Annotated in this window: 13 protein-coding genes and 2 riboswitches; of the genes, 10 read left to right on the forward strand and 3 right to left on the reverse strand. The window is 46.3% G+C overall.

All coding sequences use genetic code 11. From position 1 onward, the window contains the following. Nucleotides 1–49: 49 nt before the first annotated feature. The gene (gene metE, locus SUN_RS02710) at nucleotides 50–2320 is read right to left on the reverse strand and encodes a 5-methyltetrahydropteroyltriglutamate--homocysteine S-methyltransferase (RefSeq protein ID WP_011980218.1); all 2271 of its coding nucleotides are present in this window, start codon (nucleotides 2318–2320) and stop codon (nucleotides 50–52) included. A 445-nt stretch (nucleotides 2321–2765) separates the two neighbouring features. Continuing rightward, nucleotides 2766–2873, forward strand: a riboswitch (TPP riboswitch). Nucleotides 2874–2977: 104 nt separating this feature from the next. On the opposite strand from metE, the gene thiC reads away from it, so the two are divergent. The 10 genes from thiC to SUN_RS02760 all read left to right on the forward strand — a co-directional run bounded on the left by thiC (nucleotide 2978) and on the right by SUN_RS02760 (nucleotide 12545). Further along, the gene (gene thiC, locus SUN_RS02715; RefSeq protein ID WP_011980219.1) at nucleotides 2978–4867 is read left to right on the forward strand and encodes a phosphomethylpyrimidine synthase ThiC; all 1890 of its coding nucleotides are present in this window, start codon (nucleotides 2978–2980) and stop codon (nucleotides 4865–4867) included. An 89-nt stretch (nucleotides 4868–4956) separates the two neighbouring features. Further along, nucleotides 4957–6078 carry an FAD-dependent oxidoreductase gene (locus SUN_RS02720; RefSeq protein WP_011980220.1) on the forward strand — a complete coding sequence of 374 codons (1122 nt, stop codon included), beginning with the start codon at nucleotides 4957–4959 and terminating at the stop codon, nucleotides 6076–6078. Further along, a complete protein-coding gene (gene thiS / locus SUN_RS02725; protein ID WP_011980221.1) occupies nucleotides 6075–6275 on the forward strand; it encodes a sulfur carrier protein ThiS in 201 nt (66 codons plus the stop codon). Before SUN_RS02720 ends, thiS begins: the two co-directional genes overlap by 4 nt. 40 nt (nucleotides 6276–6315) lie before the next feature. Continuing rightward, nucleotides 6316–7128: a thiazole synthase gene (locus SUN_RS02730; RefSeq protein ID WP_011980222.1), complete on the forward strand. Its 813-nt coding sequence runs from the start codon at nucleotides 6316–6318 to the stop codon at nucleotides 7126–7128. A 115-nt stretch (nucleotides 7129–7243) separates the two neighbouring features. Continuing rightward, a complete protein-coding gene (locus SUN_RS02735) occupies nucleotides 7244–7876 on the forward strand; it encodes a thiamine phosphate synthase (protein WP_011980223.1) in 633 nt (210 codons plus the stop codon). Continuing rightward, nucleotides 7866–8678 carry a bifunctional hydroxymethylpyrimidine kinase/phosphomethylpyrimidine kinase gene (thiD, locus tag SUN_RS02740; RefSeq protein ID WP_011980224.1) on the forward strand — a complete coding sequence of 271 codons (813 nt, stop codon included), beginning with the start codon at nucleotides 7866–7868 and terminating at the stop codon, nucleotides 8676–8678. Before SUN_RS02735 ends, thiD begins: the two co-directional genes overlap by 11 nt. 62 nt (nucleotides 8679–8740) lie before the next feature. Continuing rightward, a riboswitch (TPP riboswitch) is annotated at nucleotides 8741–8839 on the forward strand. Nucleotides 8840–8905: 66 nt separating this feature from the next. Further along, nucleotides 8906–10966 (forward strand): TonB-dependent receptor, encoded by a 2061-nt coding sequence (locus tag SUN_RS02745; protein WP_011980225.1) that lies wholly within the window; start codon nucleotides 8906–8908, stop codon nucleotides 10964–10966. Nucleotides 10967–10977: 11 nt separating this feature from the next. Continuing rightward, a complete protein-coding gene (locus tag SUN_RS02750; protein WP_011980226.1) occupies nucleotides 10978–11232 on the forward strand; it encodes a hypothetical protein in 255 nt (84 codons plus the stop codon). A 1-nt stretch (nucleotide 11233) separates the two neighbouring features. Further along, nucleotides 11234–11842, forward strand: a complete 609-nt coding sequence (gene pnuC / locus SUN_RS02755; RefSeq protein ID WP_011980227.1) for a nicotinamide riboside transporter PnuC — start codon at nucleotides 11234–11236, stop codon at nucleotides 11840–11842. Beyond that, a complete protein-coding gene (locus SUN_RS02760; RefSeq protein WP_011980228.1) occupies nucleotides 11823–12545 on the forward strand; it encodes a choline/ethanolamine kinase family protein in 723 nt (240 codons plus the stop codon). Before pnuC ends, SUN_RS02760 begins: the two co-directional genes overlap by 20 nt. A 69-nt stretch (nucleotides 12546–12614) precedes the next feature. Here the strand turns inward: SUN_RS02760 and glmS are convergent, their stop codons facing one another. Both glmS and SUN_RS02770 read right to left on the reverse strand, forming a co-directional pair. Further along, nucleotides 12615–14423: a glutamine--fructose-6-phosphate transaminase (isomerizing) gene (gene glmS, locus SUN_RS02765; RefSeq protein ID WP_011980229.1), complete on the reverse strand. Its 1809-nt coding sequence runs from the start codon at nucleotides 14421–14423 to the stop codon at nucleotides 12615–12617. Continuing rightward, nucleotides 14424–16901 carry an HD domain-containing protein gene (locus tag SUN_RS02770; protein WP_011980230.1) on the reverse strand — a complete coding sequence of 826 codons (2478 nt, stop codon included), beginning with the start codon at nucleotides 16899–16901 and terminating at the stop codon, nucleotides 14424–14426. Nucleotides 16902–16928 lie beyond the last annotated feature (27 nt).

Here is a 16928-nt window from a genome sequence, read left to right on the forward strand (position 1 = left end):
ATAGGAGCATTTTAAGTTGACGGTGGATGAATCCACCCTACATATATATTTAAGCCAACTCTTCCCGTACGATCTGTACAGCCTTCACCATATTTTCCAAACTTGGTTTTACCTCTTCCCATTTACGGGTCTTCAAGCCGCAGTCTGGATTGATCCAGAGCTGTTCTTTTGGTAGGACTTTCAGCAGTTTTTTGATCTGCTCAACGATCTCTTCTACCGATGGAATACGCGGAGAGTGGATGTCATATACTCCGGGTCCGACTTCCTGTTTGTATCCGACCTCTGCGAAGATCTTGAGCAGTTCGTTGCCGCTTCGGGCCGTCTCTATGGAAATGACATCAGCATCCATCGCTTCGATGGTTCGAATGATGTCATTGAACTCAGAATAGCACATATGGGTATGGATCTGTGTTTCCTTCCGTGCAGAACTGACAGCAACCCTGAAGTCTCTGACCGCCCAGTTTTCGTACTCGGGTATATCTTGGCTTCTGAGCGGGTATCCTTCTTTAAAGGCGGCTTCATCTACCTGGATAATCTTGATAGCTGCATTTTGCAGGTCATTTACTTCATCATGGATGGCAAGGGCGATCTGTTTGCTTACTTCACTCCTTGGCAGATCGTCACGTACGAAAGACCAGTTGAGAATAGTGACCGGGCCGGTGAGCATCCCCTTCATAATCTTCTTTGTTCGACTCTGCGCATAGCTGATCCACTCTACGGTCATTGCTTTGGGACGGCTTATGTCACCATAGATGAAGGGTGGTTTGACACATCGGCTGCCGTAGCTCTGTACCCAGCCGTTCTGACTGAAACCGTAGCCTTTGAGCTGTTCACCGAAATACTCGACCATATCGTTACGCTCCGGTTCACCATGCACAAGTATTTCTATACCGCACTCCTCCTGGAATGCAACACACTCATCAATATACTCCTGCATTGTTTTGGTATAGGCTTTTTCGTCTATGGTTCCGTTTTTGAAATTGCGTCGTGCTTTTCTTACCTCTGCAGTTTGAGGAAATGAGCCGATGGTAGTGGTTGCAAGTGGTTTATATTGCAATACATCATGCTGAATAGCGATGCGTTCCTCGTATGTACCTTCACGTTCAAATCTACTGAATGTTGATAGTCGCTCTTGAACAGCTTTGTCATGAATACGTTTGGAACTTCTTCGGCTTTCATTAGCCGATCTGTTCGCATCAAGTGCATTTTTTTCTGTATTGCTGAGTTTCTTTCCAGAGAATAATTTGTTGATCAGGTTGAGTTCATCGAGTTTTTCAACAGCATAGCTGAGCCAGTTTCTGACTTCTTCATCCATCTTCTCCTCATATTTGAGTGTGAAGGGAGTATGTAACAGAGAGGAAGAGGTCGAGACGATGATATTCTCTTTTTCGATGCTTTCGGCAATCTTTTCAAGCAGTGCCACGGTCGCTTCAATATCATTTTTCCAGATATTGCGTCCGTCTACGATACCGGCAATGAGCTTCTTGCCGCTCTTGGCAATGGCTTCGAGACTTTCAAAATTCTTTCCACCATAGAGAAAGTCAAGGCCGATCCCCCATACCGGTGTATGTACGAGCACCTTGGTTGCTTCAGTGGCATGCTCAAAGTAGGTGGAAACAATGATATTGACATTGTCTGCCGCATTGCAGATGGTGTCATAACAAGGTTTGATAAGGCTGAGGACTTTTGGCTCTATGTCTTTGACGAAGATCGGCTCATCGATCTGTACGGTCACGTGGTCATCAAGACTGCCTATTTCTTTGATGAGTTGCTCATACAGCGGAAGGATTTTGCTGAAGAGTTCATAGGTATCTCCTCTGTCCGTACGTTTGGAGAGTCCCAGAAAAGTGATGGGGCCGATGAGGTTGATCTTTGTGGTAATGCCCAATGCTTTGGCTTCCCGATACTCTTCAGTAATTTTTGTACTGTTAAGAGCATAGCTGTCTGTCTTGCCCAGTTCAGGTACAATGTAGTGATAGTTGGTGTTGAACCATTTGGTCATCTCCATCGCTACGGCATCCTTGTTTCCTCTTGCCATAGAGAAGTAGAGCTCTTCGTTCTCGAGCCCTTTGAAACGTGCGGGGATCGCTCCGAGCATAATGGCAGTATCAAGCATATTGTCATAGAGTGAAAAATCATTGCTTGAGATGAAGTCGATGCCGGCTTCTTTCTGATAGTTCCAGTGTCTTGCTTTCAGTTGTGCTGCGATGTATTCAACTTCTGAAAAGTCCGTTTCTTTCGCCCAGAATTTTTCCAGTACTTTTTTCAGTTCTCTCTGCTCCCCGATTCTTGGGAACCCTGTTACGTAATTTTTTGACATGTGTGTATCCTTTGTTCATATACAAATAAATAATGAAAGCCAGGTAAACGTAGGGTGCGTAGACACGCACTGAAACAGATACCGGCTAAAAAATGTTGATTATTGGTTTAGAATGAAAAAAGAGATTTTGGAGGATGCACACCCGTACGCCGAAAGGCATAAAATGTCGTATAGAATGGACAACGGGGAATGAAGTGGTTTAAAAGTAGTACCAAGCGTGCTTTGCTTTTATAAAAGCAGTTGCACAGACAAACTCGCTGCTGTAAAATGGGAGCAGACTGGACGGCATCAATTAGTCGGTTGATAAGAGGTGTCATGACTGCTCCTTTAAAAATTTTAGTTGAATTATATCAATTTTTTTGCTAATTGTACATATTTCTCCTTTTGCTGTACTTTAAAAATTCAATTAAGATTATTTTTATCTGAATTATTCTATAGTAGCACCATCAAACTCTCGGGGTGCCTCACAAGTTGAGGCTGAGAAGGCCGCAAAAGCCTACCCGCTGAACTTGACCCGGATCATACCGGCGTAAGGAAGAGCTTTTGTAACTTACTTCTATTGATGATTTTTTCCTTGATTGGAAATTTCATTACTACGTATTACACTCTTTCCTACAAAAATTTATGTTTGATATTAAATTTCAAAGGAAAAACATCATGACCAAACCATTTAAAGAAACCATTGCCGCGTCAAATGACATTTTGACAAGGGAGCCTCTGCCTGCTTCGAAGAAGATCTATGTGGAGGGATCCATACACAAAGATATCCGTGTACCTATGAGGGAGATCTCGCTAAGCAACGATACGACACTCTGCGTCTATGATACTTCCGGACCCTATACCGATCCTTCTGTAGAGATCGATGTTGAAAAGGGTATTCCCTCTATCCGTAAAGAGTGGATATCATCACGTGGGGATGTTGAGGTGTACGAAGGACGTATAGTCAAGCCTGAGGATAACGGATATAATACAGAAGAACAACTGGACTTCGTGGCTGCGGGAAGCAGAGGGCTTTACCGGACACCGCTTCGTGCCAAAAAAGGTAAAAATGTGTCGCAGCTCCACTATGCACGTCAGGGCATCATCACACCCGAAATGGAATTTGTGGCGATCCGTGAGAATCAGAATCTGGAGATGAGCAAACGTTACCTGAGCGATGAAGAGAGGGAAAAACGTCTTAAAGGTGAGCGTTTCGGAGCGAATCTTCCTGAAGAGATCACTCCGGAATTTGTCAGAAAAGAGATCGCCGAAGGCAGGGCGGTCATACCGTGCAACATCAACCACCCTGAAGTAGAGCCGATGATCATCGGGCGTAATTTTCTTGTCAAGGTCAATGCGAACATCGGTAACTCTGCAACGACATCGAGTATTGCCGAAGAGGTAGAGAAGATGGTCTGGTCCACCAGATGGGGCGGCGATACCGTGATGGACCTCTCTACAGGGAAGAACATCCACACCACACGTGACTGGATTTTGCGTAATTCTCCTGTACCTATCGGAACGGTACCTATTTACCAGGCATTGGAGAAAGTCAATGGTATTGCTGAAGACCTCACTTGGGAGGTTTTCAGAGATACACTTATAGAGCAGGCGGAGCAGGGAGTTGACTACTTTACCATCCATGCTGGGCTGCTTTTGCATCATGTGCCTATGACGGCAAAACGTGTCACAGGGATCGTCAGCCGTGGCGGGTCGATCATGGCAAAATGGATGATTCATCATCATAAGGAAAACTTCCTCTATACACACTTCGAAGAGATATGCGAAATTATGAAAGCGTATGATGTGACTTTTTCTCTGGGTGACGGGCTCAGACCCGGTTCGGTCGCAGATGCCAACGATGAAGCGCAGTTCGCCGAGCTCAAGACACTGGGTGAACTCACCAAGATCGCCTGGAAACATGATGTGCAAACCATCATCGAGGGACCCGGACATGTACCGATGCATATGATCAAGGCGAATATGGAGAAGCAGCTGGAGTGGTGTGACGAGGCACCGTTCTATACTCTTGGACCGTTAACCACTGATATTGCTCCGGGGTATGATCACATCACATCAGGAATCGGTGCGGCGATGATCGGCTGGTACGGCTGTGCGATGCTCTGTTACGTGACACCCAAAGAGCACCTCGGCCTGCCGAACCGCGAAGATGTCAAAGAGGGGCTCATTACCTATAAACTGGCTGCCCATGCAGCGGACATTGCCAAAGGGCACCCGGGAGCCAGAGCAAGGGACGATGCCATGAGTCTGGCACGTTTCGAGTTCAGATGGATCGACCAGTTCAACATTGGACTCGACCCGGAAAGAGCCAGAGAGTACCATGACGAAACCATGCCGATGGAAGCGGCCAAAGTGGCGCACTTCTGCTCCATGTGCGGACCGAAATTCTGCTCCATGAAGATCTCGGCGGAAGTAAGAGAGTATGCCGATAACCTTGGAACGGATGTAGAGACGGCCAAGCAGGCGGGAATGGATGAGATGAGCATGAAGTTCCAGGAGTTTGGCAGTGAGGTTTATATTGAGGCAGATAAAATAGAGAACGCGTAGGGTGCTGTCCTCTGACGGCACCAATGTCATTGGTATATTTTGGTGCTGTGGTGACATAGCATCCTGCAAAATAGAATAGAGGATAAAAAATGAACATCGCAATAGCCGGTGCCGGACTGGTCGGAAGAGTGGTCGCACTCAACCTGCTTCGTTCCGGTAACCACACCATAACCTTCTTTGACAAAGACTCAAAAGAGGGTGTCACGGCAGCAGGCTTCACGGCAGCGGGGATGCTCGCTCCCTATGCGGAGCTGGAGACGGCAGAGTCGGTCATATTCGATCTTGGCCACCGCTCCATCGATTTATGGCCTGACCTGCTCAGGCAGATCGGGCTTTTTGACGGTTATCAGCAGAAAGGTACGGTCATTACCGCTCACGGACAGGATATGGGTGAGCTGGAACACTTCATCGGAATGCTTCAGCGCAAAGTAAATACGGCAGACAATATCGATCTGCTTGATGCAGGGAAGATGACTGCACTTGAACCGGACCTTTACACGCATCAAAAAGGCTTTTATATCCCCGATGAAGGTTTGGTCGATGCACAGCGTTTTATGGCCTTCTCTGTGAACTATTTTGACCGCTATAAGAATGTACGTTTCAAAGAGTACACGCCTGTAGAGAAAATTGAAGCGGGGCTGGTACATACCAAAGAGGGTGTAGAAGCATTTGACTGGGTCTTTGATACCAGAGGTCTTGGAGCCAAGGAGCATTTTGACGACCTTCGCGGTGTCCGTGGTGAAGTGATGTGGGTGGAAGCCAATGACATCGACATTTCCCGTCCCACACGTTTGATGCACCCGCGTTACAAACTCTACATCGTCCCCCGCGGGAATGGATGCGAGGGAATAGACCTCGAGTATTGTAAAGAGTGCAAGTTGTCTCAGACCGAGGGTTACAAACGTTATCTCATAGGGGCGACGGAGATCGAGAGTGAAGATACTTCGCCTATTTCGGTACGCTCCTCCATGGAACTGCTCTCTGCACTCTATACGCTACACCCCAACTTTGGAGAGGCACGGGTGGTCAATACCGAGACCAACTGCCGTCCGGCATTCAAAGACAACCTGCCGCGCATAGAGAATGAAAAGGGTCTGACGCGTATCAATGGACTTTACAGACACGGGTACCTGTTGGCCCCCGCAATCGTGGAGAAAGCACTGAAGGAAGGAATGCTTTTGAATGAGTACGCCATGAAGGAGAATGCATGAGGATCATAGTCAATGGTGAAAGCAAAGAGGTAGCAGGTCAAATGAGTATTGCAGAACTTATCGCTTTTCTTGGCTTTACCGAAAAGGTGGGTGCTGTGGCATGCAATATGACCTTTGTGCCATCGGATAGCTATGAAAAAACATTTTTGAGCGAAGGTGATGAGGTCGAGATACTCGCACCGGTTTGCGGAGGGTAATACCAAGGGTGCGTAACCACGCACCGATAAAGGAATGAAAATGACACAACATATGCAACAGGAAGAGAAGAACTGGCAGATCGGTGGTAAGACCCTGAATTCAAGGATGTTCATAGGGTCGGCACTTTACCCTTCACCGGCAATTATGGAGGCATCGATCAGGGCTTCAGGTTCACAGGTTGTCACTGTTTCTCTGCGCCGGCAGGGTGTGAACAAAGAGGCGGGCGAAGGATTCTGGAAGATCATTCGTGATCTGGGGATGGAAGTACTGCCCAATACGGCAGGATGCCACTCTGCCAAAGAGGCTATTACTATTGCACAGATGGCAAGAGAGGTGTTTGGGACTAATTGGATCAAGCTTGAGGTGATAGGTGACCAGTATAACCTGCAACCCGATCCCTATGAAACGGTAGAAGCAGCCAGGGTACTCATTCAAGAGGGGTTTGAGGTGTTTCCCTACACGACGGACGATCTGGTTGTTGCCAAGAGACTGGTCGATGTTGGGTGTAACATTCTGATGCCGTGGGGATCACCCATCGGGTCTGGGAAAGGGCTGATGAATCCTTACAACCTCAAAGCTATCCGTGAAGCCTTTCCCCAGATGCCGCTCATCATCGATGCGGGTATCGGAAAACCCTCCCATGCCATTCAGGCGATGGAACTGGGATATGACGGCATACTTCTCAATTCGGCAGTGGCCCTTGCACAGGACCCTGTAGCCATGGCAAAGGCATTTTCCCTGGCAGTTGAAGCCGGGCGAACAGGGTATGAAGCGGGTGCAATGCAGGAGCGTGAGTTTGCTTCTCCCTCCACACCGACGGTTGGCACACCCTTCTGGCACCAGGGTAAATAGGTGAGCAACCTCTATTTGAGTGAAGAGTAAAGAGTGTTGGTATGTTTTCCTGCGGAAAACTTTTATAACAACGGTAGGGTGCATAGACACGCACCAATGAAATAAGGATCCTTCAATGAAATTTCCAAAATGTAATGAGAGCCCTCTGGGTATCTACCCGGTTGTGGACAGAGCCGATAAACTCAGACCGCTTTACGAATGCGGCATCACGACTGCACAGCTGCGTGTGAAAGATATGGATGGCAAAGCGCTTGAGCAGGAGATCATAGAAGCGATCAGGATATCCGAAGAATTCAAAGCCAGACTTTTTGTCAATGACCACTGGCAGCTTGCCATAAAACATGGTGCCTACGGCATTCATCTAGGGCAGGAGGACATCCGGGAAGCGGATGTAGCGGCCATATTTGATGCCGGTATCCGCCTTGGCATCAGTACCCATACGCCAGAAGAGATCGATATCGCCCTGGGATTTGAACCTTCCTATATCGCGATCGGTCCTGTTTTTGTACCGATCTCCAAGGAGTTGAAGTACAATACGGTGGGCATTGGACTGCTGAAGTCGTGGGCGGAAAGTGTGGACTATCCGGTGGTGGCTATCGGCGGGATTACCCTAGACAATATCAAAGAGGTTGTACAGACGAAAGCAGCCAGTGGCATCGCGATGATCTCCGGTGTATTGGAGGCAGACAAGGTCAGTAAGGAAAAAACAAAAGTACTCATAGAGGTATTTGAAACCTATGGGGTCTGAGCATACACCGACGGTACTGACCATTGCCGGATTTGATCCGTATGGTGGGGCAGGGGTAGTGATGGATGTAAAGACAATCCATGCATTGGGAGGGTATGCTCTCTCTTCGGTTACTGCTGTCACTGCGCAGAATTCCACAGGTGTTAAAAGTGTCCACAACACTGCACCCGAGATACTCAGAGCACAGCTTGAAGTACTTTTGGATGACATCAGTGTGGATGCAGTGAAGATCGGTATGCTTGCCGACAAAGAGGTGGTGCAAAGCATTGTCGAGATCATTCAAAAATACGATTTGAAAAATATCGTATTAGATACGGTTCTGGTCAGTTCAAGCGGCAGGCAACTGATCCGAGAGGATGCTGTAGAGGTTATGAAAAAGGAACTTTTCCCTCTGGTCGATCTCATAACACCAAACATTCCGGAGGTCAATACCCTGCAGCACCACACATACAGTGGAAAAGAAAGTGAGACCCAAGAGGTTGCCCAAGCCTTTTTTGATCTGGGTGTGAACGCAGTACTGCTTAAAGGCGGTCATAGTGAAGCTGAAGAGGCGATTGATCATCTTGTACAGCGAGACGGTACTATGGAGTCGTTCGCTCACAGAAGAATAGACACCACCCATACACACGGCACAGGCTGTCTTCTCTCTTCAGCAGTAGCAACAGGGCTTGCAAAAGGGCTGGAAATGAATGAAAGCGTGTCAGGAGCTAAAGACTTTCTTTCCCGGAAGCTGGAACATGCTGATGAATTAGACTTGCAATATCATACCAAAAATGAGGAAAAAAGGGAGCCGATCTTTTAAATGAGAGTAAAATAGTCCTATTTAAGGATAATACAATATTATTTTTTGTATAACATACCTACAGATCACTCTCGGGGTGTCTTTTGTAATAAAGGCTGAGAAAACCACCCGCAGAACTTGACCCGGTTCATACCGGCGTAAGGAAGAGTCGAATGTCTACAGCAAGATATTTATCCCGCTTGAAACACTCCTCTTCCACTATGATCAATCATTAGGAGAAAATTATTATGAAATCCAGATTTTTAACATTATCGGTCATGACGGCTTCGGCACTTGTCTCGACAGCACTTTACGCAGAAGAGGTAAACATTGACCCTATTGTAGTCGGCGCAGACTTCAGGGAAGCAAACCTTTCACAGGTTACCAACAGTATGACGGTCTTCGCCGAAGAGGATCTATATGACAAGGCGACAGAGCCTTTTATAGAAACGCTTACACAGGCACCCAATGTCAACTTTTCTGCAGGAGCATCCAAGGCAAAATATGTGCAGATTAGAGGTATCGGTGAGCGTAGTCAGTTTGAAACACCGATCAATCCTTCGGTCGGTATCATCATTGATGGCATGGACTTTTCACAAAACCCTCTGGGGATTACACTGTTCGACACGAAACAGGTAGAAGTACTCCGTGGACCGCAGGGAACGACATTCGGTGCCAATGGCATGGCCGGTGTGATCGTGGTCCAAAGTAATGAACCTACGGCAGAAACGAATGGCCATTTTGAAGCAACAGTGGGAAATTACAATACCAAAGCGGTCGGTGCGGCAGTCGGAGGCAGTATCATCGATGATAAACTGCTTGGACGTATCTCTGTCTACAAGAACAGCAGTGATGGGTATATGGAGAACAGCTATCTCGGGCGTGACGATACGAACAATATCGATGAATTGACAGTAAAAGCAGCACTCAAGTGGCTTATTAACGACTCCAGTACACTGGATCTCAACTATATCCATGCTGATATAGACAACGGATATGATGCATTCACACTGGACAACTCCTGGGTTTCCCACTCCGACAAACCGGGTAAAGATACACAGCTGACAGATGCTTTCTCCCTCAAGTATACCAACCAGATAAACGATGCAATGCATTTGATTGCAGCTGTAAGCCATAGTAATTCAGACTCCGAATACAGTTATGACGAAGACTGGTCGTATGTAGGAGAATTTGATGCTTCTCTATGGCCGTACGACTGGTTTGACCAGTACCTCAGAAATAGAAAACAGACCGATTTCGATATGCGAATGGTATCGGATGAGGCAGGAAAGATCTTTAATAATACAACTGCATGGACAGTTGGTGTATATTATAAAGACTATAGTGAGGATATGACTAGAAATCATTTTAAAGATGACCACTGGGAAACGTTCACCCATAACTATGATACGACGAATAAAGCGATCTACGGACAGATAGACAGTGACCTGACGGACAAGCTTGTTTTCACATTGGGCTTGAGAGCGGAGAATTGGGAAGTGGATTACAGTGATTCGGATGCCTTTGTTGAAAATAATGATGAAAATCTGTACGGCGGAAAGATCGGCCTCTCCTATAAGGCTGATGAGAATGCTCTTTATTATGCAACACTTTCCAGAGGCTACAAGCCAGGAGGTGTCAATGCGGACAATACGCTTCCGAGTGAAGACAGAACTTTTGAGACTGAGACCCTCTGGAATCTCGATGTAGGTGTGAATTCAAAATACTTTGATAACACACTTGTCAACCGTCTCAACTTCTTTTACGGTAAACGAAGAGACCAGCAGGTCAAAGCCTATATAGAGAACGATAGAAGTTTTTCCGACTATTTCGACAATGCGGCAAAGGGAACGTATTATGGTCTTGAATCTGAATTGGATTACTACCCCAATGACACTCTGCACCTCTACAGCAAACTGGGGCTGCTCCATGCAGAATTTGATGAGTATACGCCTGAAATGACAGGACGTGCACCGGCACAGTCACCGAAATATCAGTATAATGTGGGATTGGATTACAGCTTTTTGGAGAACTGGAGATTCAAAGCCAATGTCGAGGGAATGGGAAGTTACTACTTCTCTGACACACATGACCAGAAGTCTGACTCATATGCACTTCTCAACAGCAGCATAGAATATGTTTACGGTAACTTCAGTGCAATATTGTGGGGCAGGAACCTGACAGACAAAGAGTATGATGTCAGAGGATTCTATTTTGGTAACGATCCGTCCAAATTCTACGAGCCGGAACTCTATACACAAAAAGGAACACCCAGAACCTTTAGTCTGACAGTGACCTATGATTTTTAAAGGAAAGAACCATGGATATTTCAGTAGATATCAGCATGTACCCTCTGCAGCAGCAGTATGAAGCGCCTATTACAGCTTTCATCGAGAGGCTGAAACAGGATCCGAACATCAACGTGGTACAGAATGAACTCAGTACACAGCTTCACGGAGAGTACCGGACGATCATGAATATGCTTGAAGAGGAGATATACTCGGTATTTGAAGAGATCCCTGATTCGATCTTTGTCATCAAGATGGTCGGACACAACCGAAAAGGACGCTATTAGCATGGAGATGAACTGGCAGAATGTTCTTGATGCATTTGCAATGATGTCCGGCTGGGAGATCATGGCCGTCATTCTTGGTATAAGCTATGTCATTCTTGCCGCCAAAGAGTCCCAATGGGCCTGGCCTTTTGCCTTTTTCAGCACCCTTATCTATACGATCATTTTCTGGGACGGTGCGCTGGTCTCCTCCTCCATTCTGAACTTTTACTATATGGCCATGGCTGTTTACGGCTTCATACTCTGGAAAGAGGATGAACACGGGGAGACCCTTCACATCAGCCGATGGCCCATAAAAAAACATCTTCTCTTTATTTCTCTAGGGCTTGTCGGCAGTCTGTTTCTGGGTTACCTTTCAGAGACCTATGCAGGAGCGAAATTCGCCTACCATGATGCATTTGTCATGGTCTTTTCGGGGATCGCTACCTGGATGATGGCAAAGAAAGTTCTGGAGAACTGGCTCTACTGGATGATCATCGATTCCACTGCGATCACACTCTATTACAAGTCCGGCTACTATGCAACGATCATACTCTTCATTCTCTATGTCATTCTGGCATTCTACGGGTATACCAGCTGGCGAAAGGCGTATAATGAAGACCTTGCTCGATAGAACAGACCTTTTTAACGGGAAAGTCATAGAAGAGATAACACTGCTGCCAGAACAGGGCTACTCCAATGAAAACTACCGTTTTGAAGTCGGGAATAAAAACTATCTGCTCCGAAAATTTAAACTGGCCGACCGTGATCGTGTCTTGGAATATAAAATACAAACAATGGCATATGAAAGAGGTTTGGCGGCAAAGCCTCTACTGTTACACAGTGACGAGAGTTTTATGGTCTGTGAATTTGCAGAAGGTGAACATAGAACACAATTGCAAAGAGAAGAATTGAATCTGCTGACGGAAACATTGAAAATATTACACAGTTTAAGCATAGACAATCCTCCGCTCAAACTTGAAGAACTTTTTAAAGATGTCAATGATGAGGTTAAAAAATCTTTTGAAATTATTGAAAGATATCCTAAAGAAATAGTACTCTGCCATAACGATCCTAATCCAAAAAACTGTCTCTTTTCTTCAAAAAACCTAACATTGATCGACTGGGAATTTGCCTCTATGAATGACAGGTACTTTGATCTTGCAGCCGTGAGTATAGAGTTTGAACTTGGACAGATAGATGAAGCCTATATGTTAGCCTGGTATTTCGGAAGGGAAGGATGGGAAAAAGAAAAACTTGAAGCTTATAAAGTCATTTACAAAGAATTATGCAAACAGTGGTTTAAAGACAATTTACACGTGAATGATTTCGCGTAGGGTGGATAATAACCCACCATCACGGTAATTGGCACACGATCACATTTTAGTCGAAAGGGCCAAAGTAATTTACTCTACCGTAACAGATTTCGCCAAATTCCTCGGCATATCCACATCATTTCCAAGACGTACCGATATCTCCAGTGCAAGCAGTTGCGTGACTACCATCATTTCAAAGAATTCCAGCATAGGATGAGAATCGCATTTGGTCTGAATGAAATCATCTGCCAGTTCAAAAGGTTCTGGGGAGATAGCACAGATGGTGGCATCTCTTGCAGAGAGCTCTTCCACATTCGATTTGATCTTATCATAGTGCATGGTCTTTGGCATAAGAGCTACGGTAAAGAGATCGCTGTCTGCAAGTGCGATAGGACCATGTTTCATCTCGCCCGCCGGGTAGCCTTCAGCATGCAGGTAGGAGATCTCTTTGAGCTTGAGCGCACCTTCGAGGGCAAGCGGGAAGAAGATGTCCCTTCCGATGAAGAAAAATCCGTGCCCGTGAAGATAACGTTTGGAAAGCCGGGTCAGTTTGGCGTGCAGATTGTCCGTGACGACCAGGGCTTTTGGCGTATGGAGGATCGCATCGATTTCGCTGTTCAATACATCTGCAGTAATGGTTTGCTTCTCCTGGCCCATGTAGAGTGCAAGTATCCAGAGTACCATGGTCTGTGTAGCGAAGGCTTTGGTACTTGCGACGCCTTTTTCTATCCCTGCGCGTGTTAGGATGGCAGCATTACTCTCCCGTACGATGGAAGAGTTGTCCACGTTACAGATACTCAGGCTTTTGAGTCCCGCACGTTTGGCCATCTTCAAGGCTTCAAGCGTATCGGCCGTTTCACCGCTCTGAGAAATAGTGATAAAGAGGGTATCTTTGCTTAAAAGCGGTTCTTTGTATCGGAACTCTGAAGCGATCTCCACATCGCAGCGGATCTTTGAAATGCGCTCAAACAGATAGGCGGCGGTCAGTGCGGAGTGATAAGAGGTTCCGCAGGCACAGATCTTGATAGCGTTGATGCCTTCAAAGAAATCGTCATCCAGCTCATCCAATATGATCTTATCAGCCAGCACGCGTCCCATAATAGTTTCAGACATGACAGTGCTTTGCTCATAGATCTCTTTCTCCATAAAGAAGCGGTACCCGTCTTTCTGCGCGGAGAGTTTGTCTGCGGTCAAAGGCTGTTTGGTAAAAGTTTTTTCACTTTCCGCATTGAAGAGGTGGACCTCTCCCTCTTTGACATAGCCGTATTCGCCGTCTTCAAGGTAATAGACTTCATTCGCTTTTCCTATGATAGGCGTATCGGAAGAAGCAAAGTAGACCTCTGCTCCGTCAAAACCGATAAGCATAGGAGAACCGTTCTTTGCAAAGAAGATGGTATCGGGTGCCGCCTCGGTGATGAGCAGGGTCGCATAAGCCCCTTCAAGCCGTCCGATCGTCTTTTCAAAAGCTGCAAATGGATCGTTCATTTTGTTATTGTATATTTCAAAGAGGTGGACGATAGTCTCCGTATCGGTCTGGCTCAGAAAATGGATCCCCTCTTTTTGAAGCTCCTCTTTCAATTCCTGGTAATTTTCAATGATCCCGTTGTGTACGACATAGGAGTAGGCCCCCAGATGCGGGTGGGCATTGAGTTCTGTCGGTTTGCCGTGGGTTGCCCAGCGTGTATGTCCGATGGAGATGCCAAAGCCTTCACTGCTATATTCTTTGGTTTTCTCTCTAAGGTTTTCCAGTTTTCCGATGGCTTTGAAACTGTTGAGCTTTTCACCCTCTATGACCGCGATCCCTGCGGAGTCATAGCCTCTGTACTCAAGCTCCTGCAGTCCGTCCAGCAGTATTTCTTTTTTTTCTTTGGGGCCGATATACCCTACGATTCCACACATCTATTTTTCCTCATTCTTTTTAGTAGTCAGTTTTTCTATTATGATCTCAACATTATGACAAAAGTTTCCATTCTTTTCGATAAGGAACATATCCCGTACCCTGTTTTTCAGGGTATGCACCTTTGCTGTGACAATATCGATGCCCAGGTCGTCGAAAAGGTTAATGACATAGGCCAGTAGCCCTTTCTGGTTTTTGCTCTTGAGATGCATAAGTGCATAGGTCTTTGAGTGCTCGCAGTCAATATCAATATCCTCTCTTTCGATATGGGGTACCTTTTTGATACTCTTCTTTGTGGGATCGAAAGCATCAGCGATGATCTCTTCGACAAGATATACTTCATCTGTTCCCACCTTTGTAGCAAAGTCGATCTTGAAATATTTGAGTTCATTGAAAAGCTTGCTGATATCCATATTGACTACTTCAAGATTGGTAAGTTTACCGAGCAGATAGCTCAGATTGAAAGAACCTGTACGGATAATCTCGATGGTCAGGTGTGCTTCATTGCTAATCTGGTACGTAAAATCTTCTGTTTCAAATGCTTTTTTGGCAATGTCTATGATGCGTTCAGGCCGATAACGCAGGAAGAGAAGGTTTGAAGGCATTTGAAGTATCTTCTTCTGTTCGCTTTTTTTAAGTGCCTTGAATGCCGGATGGCGTTTCAGTGCCGCTTCTTTTGTGGCACGTTTTGCCGCTTCGTCAAGCAGTTCGGTCTGCCCAAGGATTTCCAGGGAATGTTTGTAGAGCGTACGGATCAGCTTTGCACTGAAAGAGTTGTAGATCTCTCCGCCTACGCCATTCATGTCGGCATAGGTAAGAATATAGATCATGTCAAGCAGCTTTTTGGTAGGAAAATGGGAAGCAAAACCGAAAATGACCTTCTCGTTGTAGATATCTTCTCGCTGTGCGATATTGCTCATCAGAGTATGGTACTGGATCAGCTGCTCTCCTATTTCAATGAGATGAGGGTCGAACTGCAGTTTCTGGGCAAAGATCCTGAAGAGAGAGGCACCGACGAGATGGTGGTCTCTTTTTCTTCCTTTGCCCGCATCGTGAAGGAAAACAACCAGCTTCATTATGGCTTTTTCCTCTTTGCTCAACGCTTCATAAAGTTCCAGAATAAGCGGTTCCCCAATATGTTCCAGATGATAGATACAACGCAGGGAGTGAATATCGACGGCATACCGGTGATATCCGTCGAACTGCGGCATATCGACCACTTTCCTGATGGGCGGTATGGTATAGCGCAGTAGTTTGGTGTAAGAGAGCGTACTGAGAATGGAGTAAGCATACGGCTGGTAGAAGATCATTGCGATCGTTTCGTAAAGTTTCCTGTCGGGCCGTTCAGGACGTTTGGCGTTGAGAAGTTCCTGCAGCAGGGTGGGGTGTGCCCTGTAAGGCGTTTTAGCTTCATTGCAGAGATGTTTCAGCATGGTATTGAAATCTTTCCCTTTGGGGTAGATATAGCGTTTCTCCGAAGGGATCTCCATATAGTCCCTGGTCAGTTTTTCTAACCAGATCGTACTGTAGAGACGGATGCTTTTTAGGCTGTCCGTCACCTTCATAGCAAATCTGATATGCCCCTTTGGGTTCTCTTCGTATCCCAGTAGTCCGGCAACGGAGGGGAGGAGGTCAAGCCGAAGGCGGTCCTCTTTTTTATGTGAGGCGAGATGCAGTGCCGAACGTACCCGGAAGAGGAATTCCAGCGCGATGCGGAAAGGACGGTACTCTTTTTCTTCCACGATTGCTTCGGGCAGATCTTTGATGCTGTCCACATTGTAGAGGACTTTGCCGATCCAGTAGACGAGGTTGGCATCCCTGAATCCGCCTGAACCCTCCTTGAGGTTCGGTTCCATTGTCAGAGGGTATTTTTTATGTTTTTTCGCCTGTTCTTCAAGTTTGAGACGTATGAATGTGCCCGGATCGTCATGCCGTATTCTGTATAGTGCGTTTTGTGTCTCGGTCCACAGGAAATTTGAACCCTCTATAAAGCGCGATTCGATTAACGCGGTCTTGATGGTGATGTCAGTCTTCGAGACTTCATAGAGTTCCTCGACCGTATGGACGCGGTGGCCGAGCTTCAAACCTGTATCCCAGAGAATATAGAGTATTTTCTCTATCATCTCCTTTGTATTGTACCCGGGGATATCCTTGTAGACGATCATCAGGTCGATGTCGGAGTAGACGCAGAGCTGCTCCCGTCCGTAAGATCCGAGTGCCACAAGTGCCAGGGGAACGGAGTTCTTCAGAGGGGCATAGTTGCCGAACATATCCCGGTGTGCAACCTGGTACACCAGTTTGAGAACGGTATCTATCTTTCGGGTATGCTTGACGAGAAAGTCCTTGCCTCCCGAAGTAGAAAAGGTCTCTTCCAGTGTATCGAAATAGCGTTTGATCTCCCCTTTGAGTACTTTGGCGATCTCGAAATGGGGGGCATTCGTGTAAAGTAGTTCTTCTATCTGTGCCTTGACTCTGTCCACTTAGTAACTCCTAATCTATAAGTGTTA

The organism is Sulfurovum sp. NBC37-1, assembly GCF_000010345.1.
In the GTDB taxonomy this organism is placed as follows: domain Bacteria; phylum Campylobacterota; class Campylobacteria; order Campylobacterales; family Sulfurovaceae; genus Sulfurovum.